The 17,472-nt window shown below is 40.9% G+C and carries 17 protein-coding genes; 5 read left to right on the top strand and 12 right to left on the bottom strand.

Annotation, left to right across the window (positions count from 1 at the left end; translation table 11 throughout):
* The first annotated feature begins 72 nt into the window (after nt 1–72).
* Nucleotides 73–2,067 (top strand): permease, encoded by a 1,995-nt coding sequence (locus PCNPT3_RS00705; RefSeq protein WP_015463947.1) that lies wholly within the window; start codon nt 73–75, stop codon nt 2,065–2,067.
* Between the two features lie 212 nt (nt 2,068–2,279).
* Here the strand turns inward: PCNPT3_RS00705 and PCNPT3_RS00710 are convergent, their stop codons facing one another.
* On the bottom strand, nt 2,280–2,639 hold the full coding sequence (locus PCNPT3_RS00710) for a glutathione S-transferase N-terminal domain-containing protein (RefSeq protein WP_015463948.1): 360 nt from the start codon (nt 2,637–2,639) through the stop codon (nt 2,280–2,282).
* Nucleotides 2,640–2,801: 162 nt separating this feature from the next.
* On the opposite strand from PCNPT3_RS00710, the gene PCNPT3_RS00715 reads away from it, so the two are divergent.
* The gene (locus PCNPT3_RS00715; RefSeq protein WP_015463949.1) at nt 2,802–4,955 is read left to right on the top strand and encodes a protein-disulfide reductase DsbD family protein; all 2,154 of its coding nucleotides are present in this window, start codon (nt 2,802–2,804) and stop codon (nt 4,953–4,955) included.
* A gap of 33 nt (nt 4,956–4,988) precedes the next feature.
* On the opposite strand, the gene torD is transcribed toward PCNPT3_RS00715, so the two are convergent.
* The 11 genes from torD to PCNPT3_RS00770 form a co-directional block, all read right to left on the bottom strand.
* Complete coding sequence (torD, locus tag PCNPT3_RS00720) at nt 4,989–5,618, bottom strand: molecular chaperone TorD (RefSeq protein WP_041771326.1); 630 nt, start codon at nt 5,616–5,618, stop codon at nt 4,989–4,991.
* A 3-nt stretch (nt 5,619–5,621) separates the two neighbouring features.
* Nucleotides 5,622–8,087, bottom strand: a complete 2,466-nt coding sequence (gene torA / locus PCNPT3_RS00725; RefSeq protein ID WP_015463951.1) for a trimethylamine-N-oxide reductase TorA — start codon at nt 8,085–8,087, stop codon at nt 5,622–5,624.
* Between the two features lie 13 nt (nt 8,088–8,100).
* On the bottom strand, nt 8,101–9,282 hold the full coding sequence (torC, locus tag PCNPT3_RS00730; protein ID WP_015463952.1) for a pentaheme c-type cytochrome TorC: 1,182 nt from the start codon (nt 9,280–9,282) through the stop codon (nt 8,101–8,103).
* A gap of 27 nt (nt 9,283–9,309) precedes the next feature.
* Entirely contained in the window at nt 9,310–9,480 is a 171-nt protein-coding gene (torE, locus tag PCNPT3_RS00735; protein ID WP_015463953.1) for a trimethylamine N-oxide reductase system protein TorE, read from the bottom strand.
* 341 nt (nt 9,481–9,821) lie between these two features.
* Entirely contained in the window at nt 9,822–10,040 is a 219-nt protein-coding gene (locus tag PCNPT3_RS00740) for a DUF3820 family protein (RefSeq protein WP_015463954.1), read from the bottom strand.
* 21 nt (nt 10,041–10,061) lie between these two features.
* Nucleotides 10,062–10,625, bottom strand: coding sequence for a Sua5/YciO/YrdC/YwlC family protein (locus PCNPT3_RS00745; RefSeq protein ID WP_015463955.1), 564 nt, complete (start codon nt 10,623–10,625; stop codon nt 10,062–10,064).
* A 3-nt stretch (nt 10,626–10,628) separates the two neighbouring features.
* The gene (purE, locus tag PCNPT3_RS00750) at nt 10,629–11,138 is read right to left on the bottom strand and encodes a 5-(carboxyamino)imidazole ribonucleotide mutase (protein WP_015463956.1); all 510 of its coding nucleotides are present in this window, start codon (nt 11,136–11,138) and stop codon (nt 10,629–10,631) included.
* A gap of 64 nt (nt 11,139–11,202) precedes the next feature.
* Complete coding sequence (locus PCNPT3_RS14095) at nt 11,203–11,754, bottom strand: DNA topoisomerase family protein (protein ID WP_015463957.1); 552 nt, start codon at nt 11,752–11,754, stop codon at nt 11,203–11,205.
* Nucleotides 11,755–12,228, bottom strand: coding sequence for a DUF494 domain-containing protein (locus PCNPT3_RS14100; protein WP_015463958.1), 474 nt, complete (start codon nt 12,226–12,228; stop codon nt 11,755–11,757). It lies immediately after the preceding gene.
* 2 nt (nt 12,229–12,230) lie between these two features.
* Entirely contained in the window at nt 12,231–13,271 is a 1,041-nt protein-coding gene (gene dprA / locus PCNPT3_RS00765) for a DNA-processing protein DprA (RefSeq protein WP_232207378.1), read from the bottom strand.
* A gap of 95 nt (nt 13,272–13,366) precedes the next feature.
* A complete protein-coding gene (locus PCNPT3_RS00770; protein WP_015463960.1) occupies nt 13,367–14,449 on the bottom strand; it encodes a LysM peptidoglycan-binding domain-containing protein in 1,083 nt (360 codons plus the stop codon).
* 186 nt (nt 14,450–14,635) lie between these two features.
* Here PCNPT3_RS00770 and def point away from each other — a divergent pair, with 186 nt between their 5' ends.
* The 3 genes from def to rsmB are packed head-to-tail and all read left to right on the top strand — an operon-like array spanning nt 14,636 to nt 17,434.
* The gene (gene def / locus PCNPT3_RS00775; protein WP_015463961.1) at nt 14,636–15,148 is read left to right on the top strand and encodes a peptide deformylase; all 513 of its coding nucleotides are present in this window, start codon (nt 14,636–14,638) and stop codon (nt 15,146–15,148) included.
* A 22-nt stretch (nt 15,149–15,170) separates the two neighbouring features.
* Nucleotides 15,171–16,133 (top strand): methionyl-tRNA formyltransferase, encoded by a 963-nt coding sequence (fmt, locus tag PCNPT3_RS00780; protein WP_015463962.1) that lies wholly within the window; start codon nt 15,171–15,173, stop codon nt 16,131–16,133.
* A complete protein-coding gene (gene rsmB / locus PCNPT3_RS00785; RefSeq protein WP_015463963.1) occupies nt 16,130–17,434 on the top strand; it encodes a 16S rRNA (cytosine(967)-C(5))-methyltransferase RsmB in 1,305 nt (434 codons plus the stop codon). The genes fmt and rsmB overlap by 4 nt, the downstream gene beginning before the upstream one ends.
* Nucleotides 17,435–17,472 lie beyond the last annotated feature (38 nt).

The raw sequence follows: 17,472 nt of genomic DNA on the forward strand, positions 1-17,472 counted from the left end.
GTGTAGATCCTAATATATTTTTGTTATATTATAACACTTTAAGTCGTTCATAAAAAATGAGATCATCTGGTTATGTTATTAATATTGAGTATTTTAGCTCTGTTCCTTGGGCCCTTTACGTATCGTTTATTACAAAGGCAACCGGGTTGGTTAGATCTGCTTGATGCGTTTATTTTTGTGACCATCTCAGGACTGGTTTTATTCCATATCTTACCGGAAGTGTTGCACGAAGGGGGATTGATAGTACTTGTGTTAATGGCGTTAGGATTATTAGCGCCAAGTTGGGTTGAAAAGTATTTTCATAAAGCGGCTCATCAAGCACATCAAATGACCTTGTTTTTAGGTGTTTTAGGCTTAGTGTTGCATGCAAGTATCGATGGCTCTGCATTAAATGTAGAGATGTTTGATCATACTGGTTGGTTATTGGCTTTGGGTGTTTTATTGCATCGTTTCCCAGTAGGTTTAACGGTTTGGTGGTTATTACGTCCGCAGTATGGGCGTTTATTACCACTGGCAATTTTAAGTTTGATGTCGCTAGCCACATTACTCGGCGCGTTATTTTCTGAATATTCTCTCTCACAACTCGACGGCCAATGGCTGGCGTGGTTCCAAGCCTTTGTGATGGGTTCAATCATGCATGTGGTTTTACATCGACCGTATTTGAAATCGCAGGCACCACGAGAAGAAAAAGAAAACAAATATGCAGCGGGTATTGGTAGTGTTGTTGGTTTGATTGTTTTAGGTGCCTTACTGCTACCACACTGGTTAGGTTATGCGTCACACGATCACGCACATGGAAAAAGTGTGACGATTGAGCAACATCAAGAGGTTGCTGGCGTGGCAGATCATGATCACCATGATGAGTTGCATGAGGGTGATGAACATGACGATCACCATGATGAGTTGCATGAGCATAATGATGAGATGCATGAGGGTGATGAGCATACTGAGCATCATGATGAGATGCATGAGAATGATGCACATGAAGGCCATCAACATGCAGAAAAAGAACATAAAACCGCGCTTACATTAGCTAATTTTATACAGCTTGCACTTTATACTGCGCCATTGTTATTGCTCGCTTATTTTTTAAGTGCGTTAATGCATTATTTCAAACCCACTTATACACAGTTACCTAAACAAGACAGTTCATCTTTTGCTAAAGACAGCACCAAAGGTTTATTCTACGGGTTAGCGCTTCCAGTGTGCTCGGCACAGGCAAGTAAGATGTATCAACAGTTACTGGCAAGTGGTGTCAATCAAACCTTTGCTATCGCATTTTTAATTGCGACACCGATCATTGCCTTTGACTCTTTGTTGATCTCATTACCTTTATTAAGCTTAGAAATGGTGGGATTACGTGTATTGCTTGGCGCGACGTTTGCCTTCTTGATTGCTTATATATTAGGTCGGCATTTTAAAAATACAGATACGGCGCAGACAGATGAACTCAGTGTTAAACAACATTCTGGATCGCGTTTCTTAGCGTCTATTAAGCAGGGCTATTTACACCAGTTAGATCATACTGCGCCTTGGGTGTTATTGGGTTGGGCATTAGCTGCCACGTTATCGGCTAACTCCGCGTGGGCCTTTTTTGATCAAGCACTATGGTTACAAGTGTTAGTGATGATTTTAGTCGCGTTCCCTTTCTCATTATGCGCGACAGGGGTGACGCCGGTGATAGCGTTACTGTTAATGGCAGGACTCTCTCCGGGTGCGGGCATGGCGTTCTTATTGATTGCGCCAACGATAAGCTTAGAATTACTAAGCGCAATTAAAAAGCAACAAGGCATATTTGCAGCCATTAGTTTGTTATTATTTATGTTTGGCTTAGCGTTCTTAATTGGTCTGGGTATGAATCAGTTTATGATCAGCAGCACATCAACATGGTTTGAGTTACATCAGGGAGATTATTCTTGGTGGCAATATTTAAGTTTAGCGTTGATCCTGGTGCTTTATTTTGTATCATTATTACGCCGAGGAGCGCGTGATTTTATTGCAGAGCTTATTCCGCAACGCTTTTTAAAAGGGCATGATCACGATCACCACCATCATCATCATCATTAATTAAGTGTGATTTTATCTGCGCGGTTCATTGCGCAGATAAAAGCGCTTTATACCAAAGGAACTAAAAAGGCTACCCGTCTTGCTTGTTGAAATTATCCCTACCTACGTTGTGAGTTTTGAAGTGAGAACAACTATCTCCTACAACTCACGCCTTGCTAGTGTTAATTTTTCCTGCGCAATACATGGAAGCTATATTAATTCCTTTGGTATTATTAGCGATTAAAATGTGTTTTTAAGTGATCAATAATGGCAGAAGACTCATATAGCCAAGTCACTTTATTTTGCTCTTCAATACGTAAACAAGGCACTTTTATAGTGCCTCCTTGCGTTTCTAACTGCTTTTTATATTCGTCTTGTTTTGCATCAACGAGGCGAATGTTCAATGATTGACGACGTATTTGTCTGCGCACTTTAACGCAAAACGGACAGGCGTTATATTGGTATAATGCGAGGGATGCAGTTTGTTCATCCATTGATTTTTGTAGGTGCAATTCTCTTTTATATGCTTTTGGACTAAAAACAAAATTAAGCAATAAAATAATGCGACCTAATACCCAGCGAATAATAAACATAATACCTCTTTTGACAATCTTGGTTAATTTATAGAGAATGCAGTGTAACGGAAAAGTTATTTAATAGTAAAAGTAAAAGTAAAAGAGCTCTTTTATTTCTCTTTTTATGTTCGGTTGATTTTTAACTTTATACAGAGATAAAGTTATTTTTTGGGGTGTTACATGGCGCAGCGTTTAATTCGAGCATTTTCAGTCTTTGTGGTTTTATTTTTAAGTTTAGGCAGTGCCTTTTTATGGGCAAGTATTGAAGATAAAACGGCGACCGGTTGGTTAATTGATGCTCAGCATCCGTCTGTGGCGGTGAGTCTGCAATTAACTCAGCAGGTTAATAAAACGCTGCAAAGTGTTAATGCCATTTTAGATGTCACTTTAGAAAACCCTTGGAAAACCTATTGGCGATCTCCTGGTGAAGGGGGTGTTGCGCCACAATTTAACTGGCAAACTGAGTCAACTAATATTGCCAGCGTTGATTGGCTCTGGCCAACACCTAAGCGTTACCCTGTCGCAGGGATAGAGACGCTCGGTTATAAGCATCAAATCCATTTCCCCATTACCATATATCTTAAAGATATTACGCAACCTGCACATTTAAAAGGGCGCTTGACGCTCGCCTCATGTACCAATATCTGTGTGCTTAGTGATTATGATATTGAACTGATTTTTGATCCGACGCAATTAGTTTTCGATGCTAACTTGGCGTTTACTTATGCACAGGCATTGAGTCAAGTGCCGGTGCAGATAAAAGCCAGTGCGATAACCGATACAAAAAACAAAGGCATTATCCAAGCCTTTAGTGGCGTATGGGATCAGAGTAAACAACAACTTATTATTCGAGTGAGCGGACAGGTCGATTGGAAAAATGTCGATTTATTCACTGATATTTTAGATGAAAAATATGCGCATGTCTTTTTTAGTAAACCTCAAATAGAAGTGCAAGGCGCACAATTGATTGCGCGTTTTGATGCGTCGAGTTGGGGTGGCGAAGTTGATATTAGTGAGGCTGAAATTCACAGCACTATTGTTGATGATAATAGTGCAATAGAGGTGAGCTTTATTGCCAAAAGTGGCGAGGATGCCACCTCATTAGAGGTTAAAGAAGATAGCGCCAAGAGCCTTTTTTCTATCTTCTTATTTGCGTTATTAGGGGGCCTGATTTTAAATGTGATGCCTTGCGTTTTACCCGTATTAGGGATGAAGTTAAGCAGTATTTTATCTTCGAAGGGCTTGCATAGAGGTATTATTCGCAAACAATTCTTGGCATCTTCTTTTGGTATTATCAGCTCTTTTTGGCTGATTGCTCTTTTCCTGTTGGTCTTAAAATTTTCAGGTCAAGCGTTAGGCTGGGGAATACAATTCCAAAGCCCTTACTTTATTGGCTTTATGGTGCTCATTACGGCTTTATTTGCACTTAATATGCTGGGATTTTTTGAGATACAATTACCGAGTAAATGGCAAACCTGGTTAGCGCTTAAAGGCGGTAATACTTATTTGGGGCATTATCTTCAGGGTATGTTTGCAACCTTACTGGCAACCCCTTGCAGTGCGCCTTTTTTAGGCACCGCGATAGCTTATGCCTTAGGTGCATCAAGTATTGAATTAGTGGCGGTATTTACTGCATTGGGTCTGGGCATGGCATTACCTTGGCTGTGTATCGCATTGTTCCCACAATTGGCCTTATTATTACCCAAACCCGGCAAATGGATGTCTATCCTTAAAAGTTTTTTCGCGGTAATGATATTACTCACCTGTTTTTGGTTACTGAGCTTAATGGTGCGCTTTGTTGGTCTCAGTGCGATCCTTATTATAGCGATCCTCTTTTTAGGCTTGCTCGGCGTGTTGATCTTTAAAAAGCATGGCAAAAAAATATTTATAATGGCTTTTGTAGCGAGCATATTCTGCATAGGTTCGGCTTTCTTATTGCTTAATCTAAGCCCTAAATATGGGGGGAGTACGCTTAATAAAACGCTACATTGGCAAGTGTTAAATGCGCAAGAAATAAGTCTACAAGTGAGTCTAGGTAAAACTGTGTTTGTGGATGTGACGGCAGATTGGTGCGTTACTTGTAAGGCAAATAAACTGGGCGTGTTATTACAGCAACCTGTATATAGTGCATTACAAGCTGAAAACATTACTCTAATGCAAGGGGATTGGACGGTGCGATCGAATAATATTACGCAGTATTTACAGCGATATTCACGTTATGGCGTACCGTTTAATATTGTGTATGGTCCAAATGCGCCGCAAGGCATTGAACTGCCAACCTTGTTAACGAGTAACCTTGTGTTGGATGCATTGGCGCAAGCATCTAAAAAATAAGCGCACCTTATGATGCGCTTATTTACTTTTTACTTAGCTTGTTTGTTCTAGGCTTAAACGTTTAAAGTCTTGCTCAATATAGGCTTGTAATAATAAACAAATACCTTGATAGAAGCCTGAATTTTGTACGCGTAACGTTGAATTAACAAAAGGTGTTAACCAGCTTAATAAATGCTCTTCAATAAAAGCATGTTGCGCGTGGCTACTCTTGTTAGCATCTTTTAATATCAAATTACCTAAATAATCGAGTTGGATCGCGATATGATCCGCTGGCTCTTTAAAGTCAGGATCAATCGCTAAGCCTTCCTTTTTAAAGAGTGCCAACATTTGTTGATGCGGCTTTTCAAACATCTGCCCTGATTTTGAAAGATACACGGACGCATACGGTGGCGCCCCTTTTTTTGCATCCGTTAAGAATAGCTGGCTAAAATCAGCCGCCAACTCAAGTGTGGGTTGCTCTATGGCCATCACCATCACTAAGCCACTTCTAATCTTTGCAATGGCATCTTTAAAATCAGGCTCTGTATCGAGCTTTGTTAATAAATTAACGCCATCACCCGAAAAATATTGACTGAGTTGTTCGCTATTTAACTCTTTGGTTAATAAGGTTGCAAACCACCAATATAAACTTGCTCGTTGCTCATTTATTTCGCTATCTGTCATCACTTAGTTTACCTCTGTCGGGCCGGTAAAGGCGGTCACGGCTGGGACTTTTCCTTTAAATTTCTCATACTCAACCTGACAGGTATTGGCACTGGTTGCTTGTGCAAGCTCTGAGGTTGGAATATCTTGAGTCAGGGTGTTTGGATCGCCATAGGTATCTAAAGAGCCAATCGTTTCATCAATAGGCGCGTACCATGCCCCCTCTTCAATGCGTGCGACACCGGGTGCAAAGTTATTAGACAGTACGGCGCCCGCTAATAATTGGCCGCGATCATTAAACACGCGGACTAAATCGCCATCTTTAATGCCACGTTGCTTAGCATCGGTTGGGTTAAGGTAAATAGGCTCTCTGCCTTGTACTGTGTATGTTTCGCGAAAAGCCTGAGAATCACACATTTGTGAATGCAAACGTTTATTCGGATGACATGATTGTAGCCAAATAGGGTGTTTATCTGAGCCAGGGCCCCCATGAGAGCGTTCAGATTTTTCAAACCACATTGGATGACCTTGACACTCTTTGTAGCCATATCTGTCTATTTTACGGCTAAATATTTCAATAAAGCCAGAAGGTGTGCCTAAGGCATGGATTTCAGGATCTTCACGAAAATCGGCTTGGCGAGTCCATTCTTTGCCTTTACCAAAATCAACAAAACCATCTTTCCAAAACGTTTTAAAATCAGGCATGTCAAACTTGCCTTTATTGGCTTTAACACAGCCATCATAAAGCTCCTCTACCCACTGCATCTCATTTTTACCGCGCGTATAATCTTTTTCTTGGCCAAATTTACGTGCAAGTAAAGTGAAAATATCAAAGTCAGTTTTAGACTGGAAAAGAGGATCTACTAGCTTGTGCATAGCAATCAAACCACGAGCACTGTAAGATCCGTATAAATCTAAGTCATTACGTTCCCACTGCGTACATGCCGGTAAAACAATATCGGAGAAACGACATGTTGCTGTCCATGTAAAATCAATAGACACCACAGTCTCTAATTTCTGAAAAGCTTTTTTCATGTTGTTACGATCTTGATGATGATGCCACGGATTACAACCCGAAAAGACCATCATTTTTAAATCGGGTAAGGTAATGGTTGCGCCATTGGCTTGGATTTTCTTACCTGGCTCTAAAAGTGCATCAACCCAGCGAGCGACGGGGATCGTACTGCTATAGCCTTTAAAATCTTTATTTTTATGAATGCGCTTATTCGGTTTATCGGGATTACGAGGGAATCCTCCAGGGCCCGCAGCCCCCGTTGACGCAACGCCCACAGAGCTATAGTGATGCGCATAACTGACACCACCCCCCGGAAGACCAATTTGGCCAATCATGGCTGCCAAAACAGCCGCCATCCAATAAGGTTGTTCGCCATGCTGCTGACGCTGCAAGCTCCACCCCACCATAATTTGAGTGCGATCGCTGACTAACAGGCGTGCAAATTCACGAATGTCATCGGCTTTAATGCCACAAATAGAGGCAGCCCATTCAGGGGTTTTCTCTATCATGTCTTTGCTTTTACCTTGAAGGTAAGGCACAAATTCTTCAAAGCCTAAAGCGTAAGTATCTAAGAATTTTTTATCGTATAAATCTTCGTTATACAAGGTATGTGCTATCGCAAGCATAAAGGGCACGTCAGTTTGCGGGTTGATATAACGCTGCTCTGAATTCAAATACCCCTGTGTTTTAGTGATCACCGGATCAATACTGATCACGCGGATCTCTTTCTTCGCTATTTTTTCTTTTAATTGTTCAAGGTACTCAAACGCTTCATGCGTTTCACAGTTCCAGCCAACTTGTAAGTTCTTAACCAGATCGGTGCCCCACAGTACGATGGTTTTACTGTGTTTTAAAATAAGAGGCCATGAAGTGCCTTGCGCATAAACTTCCGTGCTCCCAAGGACATAAGGCATGATCGTTTGGCCAGCACCGGTAGAGTAGTCTCCTACTTTACTGACGCTATAACCATGCATCGCAATCGCACGCGCCATATGGTTACCACAAGAGTGAACTTGCCCGGTAGATCGCCATCCGGTACTGCCCGCATGAATCGCCCAAGGACCATATTGGGTTTGCATGCGCTCGAGTTCATCATGGAAAAGGGTGATAGCTTCATCCCAAGTGACGCGAATAAAACGGTTATCACCGCGCTTCGCATTATTACTTTTCTGACGGTTCAAATACCACTCATAACGGACCATTGGGTAACGAATTCGTGATGGGCTGTAGATAATGCCTTGAATACCATTGAGCATATCGGTTGGGTATTTATCGAGTTCAAATGCTTTTATTTCTTGCACTTTACCGGCATAAACACGGGCGCGAAATGCGCCCCAATGTGAGCCACTGATTTTCCATTGGCTCGCTAACTCATTGCTACTGGCGTGCGCCACTTGCAATAGTCCCGGGCCAACTAAGGCGGCTCCACTTGATGCAAACAGGCCTTGTAAAAAACGACGTCTTGAAATTGACATGCATTACTCCTAATTAGTGGCTTTTATCTGAAAAATCAGAAGAATGTTTTTGTAGATATTTAAGGATCAAGGCTTGTGTATCACCATCTAGGTTCACAAACGCTAACATACCATTAAACATGCCCGGCCAAGTGTTAGTATCAAAATGATCAACGGCCGGCTGAGTGTGACACACGCTACATGTTGTTTCATATTTTGCTTTAGCATAAGTCCAAAGTGTTTCTCTTGATTCGGTTAAAGAGCCATTACGCATCCACAATGTCACATCGACTTTTTGCCAAGGTAAGCCTGTCAAATCATCAATTTTGGATTCGCCAGTACTTAAGAATGTTGTATCTTTTGCAACGTCTTTGGTGAGATAACCATCATTAATATTCATGGCGAAATCTTCAAACATCACGCGTCCAAAGCCTTTAGTTTTACGCCATACATCAAGCTTCACTTGAATGGCATCACCTTTAATTTTGATGATTTCAACTTTGGTTGCGGTGTTAAGTTGACCCGCTTCGATGCTTAAGTCTTGATCGGTAAATAAAGGCAGTTGGCGTACGCTATAATAACTTTTCCCGCTATCATATGATGAGCTTGCAAGCGCTTCTAATTCCGCTAACGTGCCTTCACCATTGTGCATATCATCCGGTAAATGATGGGCGATCCCTTTATGACAATCAATACAACTTTGATCGCGCTCGGCAGCCATTTTCATTTGTACCTGCGCTCTTTCAGACATCAGCTCAAAATCCATACTTTTGTAATTATGGCAATTTTTGCATTCTAAAGAGTTATTGGCGGTAAAACGATCCCATTCATGTTGAGCCAGTTTGCCTCGTTTAGCTAAAAACTTTTCACGTGTATTTATACTCCCAAAAATGGTGCTCCAAACTTCTTTTGAAGCTTGCATTTTTCGGGCTATTTTATCTGTCCAGTTATGTGGAACATGGCAATCAGGGCAGGTTGCACGCACTCCAGAATGGTTTTTCCAATGCACTGTTTCTTGTAACTCAACATAGACATTATCGCCCATCTCATGGCAACTTATACAAAATGCTTCGGTATTGGTCACTTCAAGTGCAGTATTAAATCCGCCCCAAAAAATCACGCCGGCTAAAAAACCGCCAATGGTGAGTAACCCAAAACTTAAATGCACGCTTGGCTTACTGATTATTTTCCAAAATTGTTTAATTATTTCAATCATTTTGAAACCTTTATTATATATAGGGGGTTAATGACCTGGAGGGCCCATTAAGAACATTTGTAAGAACCAAACGCTGAATCCGTATACGCCAATTAAAGCCACGCTTAAAATGGGGAAAAGACAGACAGTAAGAAATAAAAATGTTTTCCACTCGGGAGCGGAACTTTTTAAATCATCATTTTTTTTTGTATTTGACATAAGTATTCCAATTTATATTTCATTGTGCAGATACGAGGTTGTGGGCTTCTTGTGTAACCTTACATTTTGTTAAATGTATAGATAAATATTAGCCTAAAAGTTTTGTATTTTATATTTTTTTGCACAGGAGCCGCATGTTACGGATAAAAAGACGAATGTACTATGATCTCAACACGAATTGTAACGAATATATGAATGTATTGTTACGTAAGCGTTTTTATGAGCTACTTTGGATGCTAGTTTTGAGGTGTTAGGGTTTATAGGGGATAAGGGGGAGGTATTCACTTACCTTTAAGTGTCAGTGGACCTCCGTAGGATATATTTTTGGTCGAGAGCGCTTGTTATTTTATAATAAGAGGCTCAAGCATCGATTCTAAGCCATTGAGTTTAATTTCATACATGAGTGCCAGCTGTTGGCCAAGTTTTCCCGCTGGAAATCCACTATTATGGAACCAGACTAAATATGGCTCGGGTAAATAAATAAGTTTTCGACCCGCATATTTTCCAAACGGCATAATACTGTTGATGGTCTCTTTTAGTACACGTGGGTCGTCTAACATCGGCTTCTCCGTCAATATTGTTTAGCGTAAGCGCTTACCGGTTAAGGCGTCATAAATTTGTGACGGGCTACCAAAAGCACTCACGGATGCCTGCACAATGGTTTCTAATAAAGGTGTATCTACAAACATTTTTTGTACTTGTGCCGCATTTTGGCAGGCATCTTGACCCGATATGTTTGCACTGGTTGAAATAATGGGTTTATTAAATAAGGTGCACAGCTCGCTAACAATAGGGTGAGCGGTTACTCGTACTGCGACACTTTCAAAGTCACCTTTGATAAGAGGCTGTAAGTTTTTCTTTGCGGGTACGATCCAAGTAACTGGGCCAGGCCATGTCGCTTGCATTCGCGCTATTTGCGCCGGACTTAATTGTGAAAAATCGGCATAGTCTTGTAGTTGCTTAGTGTTTGCCGCTATAAGAATAAGGCCTTTATGTGCGGGGCGTTGTTTAATTTTTAATATTTTTTGCAGTGCATCTGGGCTGTCAGGATCGCAACCTAAACCAAAAACAGATTCCGTTGGATATGCAATAACACCCTGATTGTTTAATACTTTCAGGGCGTTTGTAAGGGAGGTTTTCAGCACAAGTTATCCATTGCTTAATTTTTCTTGTAACGCTTTATCTTTGGCGATAACCGCAAGGGCATTGTTAGCGCGATCTTGTTGTACTTTGAGTGCTAAATCATCATCTGCGATGGCGAGCATTTGTACGGCAAGGTAAGCCGCATTTTTTGCACCCGCACTACCAATGGCAACCGTTGCAACTGGCACGCCAGCTGGCATCATGACCGTTGAAAGCAGTGCATCGTGACCGCGTAAGGGGCCACATTCAATTGGCACTCCAATGATTGGGCGAGTAGTAATACCCGCGACAGCGCCCGCTAAATGTGCCGCTAAACCGGCTGCGCAAATAAAGACTTTACAGCCACGCGCTTCAGCATCCGTCACATAATCATGCGTCGCCACAGGGGTGCGGTGTGCTGAAGTGATTTTAACTTCATAGCGAACCGAAAAAGATTTTAAGATATCAATGGTTTTTTGCATGCTGGGCAGGTCGGAATCAGAGCCCATTAAAATGGCAACAAATACATTTTTCATCGTACTTCCTCACAAGGTAGATTACTGAATAAAATCAAGGTTACTTTAAAATAAAGAGCATTAATTATATAGGCTTACTACGATAACCACACCCTTTTTTTGGGCAGATAATACGCAATGCTTGTGCCGTTTTTCGCTCGATCAAAAGAGGCCAATGGCAATCGGGGCAAAACTCATTAACCGGTTTATCATTGAGCGCATATTTACAACTGGGGTAATTGTCGCAGGCATAAAATGTTTTACCATAGCGTGATTGACGTTTGACTAATTGTCCTTTTGTGCAAAGAGGGCACTTTATATTTGTATTATTCTCTTCTGTTTTTTTATTGTCAGATAATGGCGCAATATACAGACATTGGGGGTGATCACTGCAACTAACAAAGAGGCCATAGCGTCCTTGTTTTAAAACTAGTTCTTCTTGGCAGAGCGGACAGTGTGAACCACTGAGTCTTTTTGTGATCTCACTTTTTTCATGTAAGGGGCGTAGGTGATCGCATGTTGGATAATTTGAGCAACATAAAAAAGCGCCATTTTTAGAATTGCGAATATGTAACGCTTGCCCACACTGAGGGCAAAGCTCTTCGACTTTTTTATGCTGGCTTAAGGGTGTGTTCATTTAATGGATCAACCCATCTTGAAAGTCTAATAACATGGATTCGAGTTGTAAAAAGGCATCACTACTCTCAGGATCATTAAAGAGAACCATTAAAATTAACCATTTTAAATTTTGTAAGGATAAATCGGGCATTTCCAGAGAAATAATACTCTCGATAACGATCTCTCTGCTGTGCGTGTTAATAATTTTTGCTTGTTCTAAATAGGAGATGTAACCTTGTGCTTCACAATTAACATGCATTTTTTCCATGTCATTATAAATACGGTACGAGCTGTCTCTGGCTTGTAAGGTTGGATATTTTACTTTTTTTTCATGTAACGTGGTTAAATTATCTAACCAAGCCAAAGCTTTAGAAATTTCATCATCAGAAAAACCTTCACCTAAAAGCTCTTCGGTGATCTCTTCTGCATCGACATCCACACTTTGATCCAGTTGCATATAACTTTCAAAGAGATAAATAATTACTTCAAACATTGTTAGCCTTTTAACTTTATATATCCGTCTACCGAGAGGCTAATACTACCATCTATCTCTAATTCTATTAACTGCTTTTGTAAAGAGAGTAAATCTAAACCGCTACGCTGTAATAATTGATCCAGTGTCGTGTTGTAAAAATCAATGTGTTGCAATAAAAATGCGTGCGTTGCTAGATAGCTTGAAAGGGTATCTTGCTGTGGGATAAATAAATCAAGATGTTGAAATTCACTGAAAATATCTTCGCTTTTCGTGATTAATTTGGCGCCTTGTTGGATGAGTTGATGGCAACCACAAGCTTGCGGATTATCGATGCACCCCGGCAGAGCAAAGACTTCTCTATTTTGCTCGTTAGCATAACGCGCGGTGATCAATGAGCCGCTACGTTTTGATGCTTCAACAACCAGAACGCCTAAGCTTAATCCTGAAATTATTCTATTTCGACGCGGAAAGTTTGCAGCTAAAGGCGGGGTGTCTGGCCAAAACTCCGAGACCAATAAACCTTTATTAATAATTTCTTGGGCTAAAGCTTGGTGCCTTTTAGGATAAATATTATTTAATCCTGAGCCAAGTACTGCCAGTGTTTTTTGCGACGCATCTAATGCGCCTTGGTGGGCGAAACCATCAACCCCCATAGCAAGGCCACTGCTAATGACAAAGCCAGCCTTGCTTAATTGTTGTGCAAATTGATAAGACTTTTGTTGGCCATAAAGGGTGCAGGAGCGACTGCCGACAATGGCAATTTGAGGTTTTAATAACAGAGTGATATCACCTTGTAAATAAAGTAACAAAGGCGGATTGGATATCTCTTTGAGCAAGGGGGGATAGCTAGGATCATCAAAGGCAATAATGTATTTATTTTGATCGACATTTTGCCAGTCTAAATTGGCTTGTATTTTTTGTTGATTGGGATTTTTTAAGGATTGGATCTGCGCATCGTTGAATTTGTACTGACGTAATTGTGAGTAGGATAGTGTGTCTAATTGGTCAATGTTATGACGGCGCAACAATGAAAATAACAGGCGTTTAGGCAAGCGAGGCACGCTATCTAATATCATCCACTGATAAAGATAGCGTTGCTCAAAAGAGCTGGGGTCGCATTGAGAAAATAAGTCTCGTTGAATAAATGCCTCCGTTATTAAAAGTCGAGCCCTTGAATAAGTGCGTGTGCATTAATAATACTAGCACTGCGCATAATTATCGCGATACTGGTTTTCTCATACGTTTTAAATACCATCAACTCCCCAACGCGTAGCGCCGGAAGGGTGATGTCGGCTTTACCTATTTGTTCAAAAACAGTGCTATCTTTTTGGTACACAATATTATGTTTGTCAACTGAGATGTCAGGGCCAGCGTGCATGATGGCGAACATAGCTCCGGGCTTAATATTTTCACGTCGGCCCTTGTTGATGATCACAATATCCCATTTACCCAGTTTAGTTTTGGTATTTAACGCACCGAGTAATTGCCCTTTGATAGAGGCGTTGACCGCTTGAGGTAAAAAATAAGCGGGCAGGAAATCTTGCTCAGGCAGTGCTAAAAGTAAATCACCTTGGCGTGCTTCTTGTGCACTTTTTAAGATCTTCATCGCCGTGACTTGTGCATTAGACTGCACATTTATATCTTTAGATATTTTACTCAGAGCAATAAAGGTTAACTGCGAGCCTAAATTTTCTTTGCTGAGCGGATCAATCAGAGGTTCGTTAAGGCGATAAATGCCATACAACTTGTCTTTATCATATTGACCTTGAGCATAAATAACATCGCCTGCAATAAAACGCGGTTTTGATGTGCTATTACCCACTAAACGAGGTGCATCTTTAACGAGCTTTGCATCAATAATATGATCGCGCGAGAGAAAGGCGGCAATATGACTTAAGTTAATGGTGGTTATTGCTTTTTCTTTTAGGTTTAAACGCATATTAGGAGAGAGTTTTAGCACGCGTTTCGTCGTTAATCGAGGCTGACCATTGATCCAGACTAGATTTAATTTGTCACCGGGATAGATCCAATGGGGATCCGCTATTTGTTGGTTTTGTTGCCATAACCGCGGCCATAACCAAGGGTTTTTTAAGAAAAGGGCAGAAATATCCCATAAAGTATCACCTTTAACAACGATATATGTGCTCGGGTGTTTGTCTCTAAGGGTAAGTGTATCTGCATATAAATTTAACGAGAAAATAGTCGCGCATAAGACAGATACTAGCATTTTTAATTTCATAACAATCCTTGTTGCTCTGCGTATAAATTAAGTATGAATATCAACCATAATACAGGATGAATTAGGCATTACTAGTATAACTCTTGCTTTGTACATTGATTGCTAGACGTCTCTGAATTTGCATCTGTGTATAAGATTGGTATAAAATTACCTTTCTTAAAAATTAACTATAGAGCAGATAGCATCATGGCGTTACTTGACGTATTACATTTTCCCGATCCACGACTGCGAACGGTGGCAAAAAAAGTGAGTAATTTCACTCCTGAACTCATTGATATTGCTCAAGATATGATTGATACCATGTATGAAGAAAATGGGGTCGGTTTAGCTGCTACTCAAGTTGATATTCATCAGCGTATTGTGGTTATCGATGTGTCAGATGAGCGCGATGATCCGATTGTTTTAATCAATCCTGAAATTATTTCACAGTCAGGCGAGGAATGTTCGCAAGAGGGTTGTCTTTCTGTGCCGGATATCAATGCCGATATTACACGCGCAGAATTTGTCACGGTTAAGTTTCAAGATGTGCAGGGTAACGCGCAACAAATAGAAGCGGATAGCTTACTGGCGGTTTGTATTCAGCATGAACTGGATCATTTAATAGGAAAATTGTTTATTGATTACCTCTCTCCTTTTAAACAAAAACGCATTAAAACGAAGCTTGAAAAATTACAACGTCAAAATGAAAAATTTGTTTGATCCCATATAATTAAGGCCTTTTGTGAAAAACTTAAATATTATTTTTGCAGGTACACCCGATTTTGCAGCTAAGCATCTGCAAGCATTACTCGATGCTCAATGTCATGTTGTTGCGGTTTATACGCAGCCCGACAGACGCGCAGGACGCGGTAAAAAATTAATGATGAGTGCAGTAAAACAACTCGCCCTTGATAATAATATTGCCGTATATCAACCCGAAAACTTTAAACAAGAAGACGTGCGTAATGAATTTGCAGACTTAAAGGCAGATTTAATGGTAGTCGTCGCCTACGGCTTGATTTTGCCGAGTGCCATTTTAGAGATGCCACGCTTAGGATGTTTAAATGTTCATGGCTCGTTATTGCCTCGCTGGCGTGGCGCTGCGCCAATTCAGCGTGCTATTTGGGCGGGAGATGCACAAACGGGTGTGACTATCATGCAAATGGATGTTGGCCTAGATACGGGTGCAATGTTATCTAAAGTGATTTGTCCAATAAATGCACAGGAAAGCAGTGCTTCGTTATATGAAAAATTAGCAAAGTTAGCACCACCGGCATTGATTGAGACGATTGAAAAGCTAGCGAAAGGTGAAATAACGGCTGAAATACAAGATGATAGCTTAGCGACATACGCTAAAAAATTAAGTAAAGATGAAGCCTTAATTAATTGGTCTGATGATGCGAAGTTTATAGAGCGCTGCGTACGCGCCTTTAATCCTTGGCCAATGAGTTATTTTCAATTAGCAGGAAATGCGGTTAAAGTGCATCAAGTGAGCGTCCTTGATATCGAAACCGATGCGCTACCGGGTACTATTTTAATGGCGTATAAAACGGGTATTCAAGTTGCAACTGGTAAAGGGGTCTTAAATTTAGAAGTGATCCAACTTGCGGGTAAGAAAGCGATGCCAGTACAAGATATTTTAAATTCTCGTCGTGAATTATTTGCGCCGGGTAATGTGTTATGTGTAGAAGGTAATAAATCATGAATGTTCGCGCTCTGGCCGCCCAAGTCCTTAACCTCGTTGTTGAGCAAGGCCAATCATTATCGCAAGCTTTGCCTGTATTACAGAAAGATTTAACGCCCAAAGACAAAGCGTTATTACAAGTGCTTTGTTATGGCGTTTTACGTACGTTACCGCGTTTGGATTTTTTCTGTCGCTCGTTAATGCAGAAACCCTTAAAAGGTAAACAGCGTGTTTTCCATTTTTTGATTTTAGTGGGTATTTATCAATTATTGTATACGCGCATTCCGAGCCATGCAGCGGTTGGTGAAACGGTTAATGGTGCTAAAGCGTTAAATAAGCAAGCGCTTAAAGGCATGGTTAACGGAGTTTTACGTAATTTTTTACGTGAGCAAGAGGCATTAATCGAAAAAGCAGATCAACAAGATACTTTATTATATTGTCATCCAGGCTGGTTGGTTAAGCGCCTGCAAAGTGCATATGGTAAAGAAAAAGCCGCCTCGATCATGCTTGAAAATAATCAACAAGCACCAATGTGGCTACGTGTAAATGCATTGCACCATGACGTAAAAAGTTACCAAGCGTTATTAACAGAAAAAGACTTAGGCTCCCGCTTGGCGTTGGACAGTGAAAATAAAAACGCGTTATGTCTGGATAAAGCGACGGATGTCTACCAATTACCGGGCTTTGAGGACGGTTGGGTGTCTGTGCAAGATGGGGCTGCTCAGTTAGCTGCCCATTATTTAGATGCACAACCTGGCGATCTCGTTTTAGATGCTTGTGCTGCGCCTGGTGGCAAAACAGTGCATAGTTTAGAGCGACAGCCTAAAATCGCGCAAATGGTGGCCGTCGATGCAGATGATAAACGTTTAGTGCGTGTGCGCGAGAATTTAGAGCGTCTGAATTTAACCGCTACGGTTATCCACGGAGATGCATCAACACCGGATGTTTGGTGGAAAGGTGAAAAGTTTGATCGCATTTTATGTGACGCGCCATGTAGTGCGACAGGTGTTATTCGTCGTCATCCAGATATCCGTTGGTTACGCCGCGATAGTGATATCAAGGAGTTAGTGTCGTTACAAAAAAGCATATTAAATGCGCTTTGGGATAAACTCAAAGCCGGTGGTATTTTATTATATGCGACATGCTCTATTTTACCGGATGAAAATGATTTGCAAATTAAGGCATTTTTAGAGACGCATGCAGATGCAAAACTAGTCCCGTTATCAAAACAATACGCAAGTACCACTGTTGGTCGTCAATTATTACCGAATGACGATACAATGGATGGTTTTTATTATGCCAAATTGCAAAAAGCGGATTAGTGTTTTTTATCAGTTTTAAAACATAAAACCAAGGGGAA

This window comes from Psychromonas sp. CNPT3 (genome assembly GCF_000153405.2).
In the GTDB taxonomy this organism is placed as follows: Bacteria; Pseudomonadota; Gammaproteobacteria; order Enterobacterales; family Psychromonadaceae; genus Psychromonas.

Bases quoted from the DNA above. Each gene is read 5' to 3' on its own strand.
- PCNPT3_RS00705 (WP_015463947.1), top strand. From the start codon at position 73: ATGTTATTAATATTGAGTATTTTAGCTCTGTTCCTTGGGCCCTTTACG.
- PCNPT3_RS00710 (WP_015463948.1), bottom strand. From the start codon at position 2,639: ATGTTTATTATTCGCTGGGTATTAGGTCGCATTATTTTATTGCTTAAT.
- PCNPT3_RS00715 (WP_015463949.1), top strand. From the start codon at position 2,802: ATGGCGCAGCGTTTAATTCGAGCATTTTCAGTCTTTGTGGTTTTATTT.
- torD (WP_041771326.1), bottom strand. From the start codon at position 5,618: ATGACAGATAGCGAAATAAATGAGCAACGAGCAAGTTTATATTGGTGG.
- torA (WP_015463951.1), bottom strand. From the start codon at position 8,087: ATGTCAATTTCAAGACGTCGTTTTTTACAAGGCCTGTTTGCATCAAGT.
- torC (WP_015463952.1), bottom strand. From the start codon at position 9,282: ATGATTGAAATAATTAAACAATTTTGGAAAATAATCAGTAAGCCAAGC.
- torE (WP_015463953.1), bottom strand. From the start codon at position 9,480: ATGTCAAATACAAAAAAAAATGATGATTTAAAAAGTTCCGCTCCCGAG.
- PCNPT3_RS00740 (WP_015463954.1), bottom strand. From the start codon at position 10,040: ATGTTAGACGACCCACGTGTACTAAAAGAGACCATCAACAGTATTATG.
- purE (WP_015463956.1), bottom strand. From the start codon at position 11,138: ATGAAAAATGTATTTGTTGCCATTTTAATGGGCTCTGATTCCGACCTG.
- PCNPT3_RS14095 (WP_015463957.1), bottom strand. From the start codon at position 11,754: ATGAACACACCCTTAAGCCAGCATAAAAAAGTCGAAGAGCTTTGCCCT.
- PCNPT3_RS14100 (WP_015463958.1), bottom strand. From the start codon at position 12,228: ATGTTTGAAGTAATTATTTATCTCTTTGAAAGTTATATGCAACTGGAT.
- PCNPT3_RS00770 (WP_015463960.1), bottom strand. From the start codon at position 14,449: ATGAAATTAAAAATGCTAGTATCTGTCTTATGCGCGACTATTTTCTCG.
- def (WP_015463961.1), top strand. From the start codon at position 14,636: ATGGCGTTACTTGACGTATTACATTTTCCCGATCCACGACTGCGAACG.
- rsmB (WP_015463963.1), top strand. From the start codon at position 16,130: ATGAATGTTCGCGCTCTGGCCGCCCAAGTCCTTAACCTCGTTGTTGAG.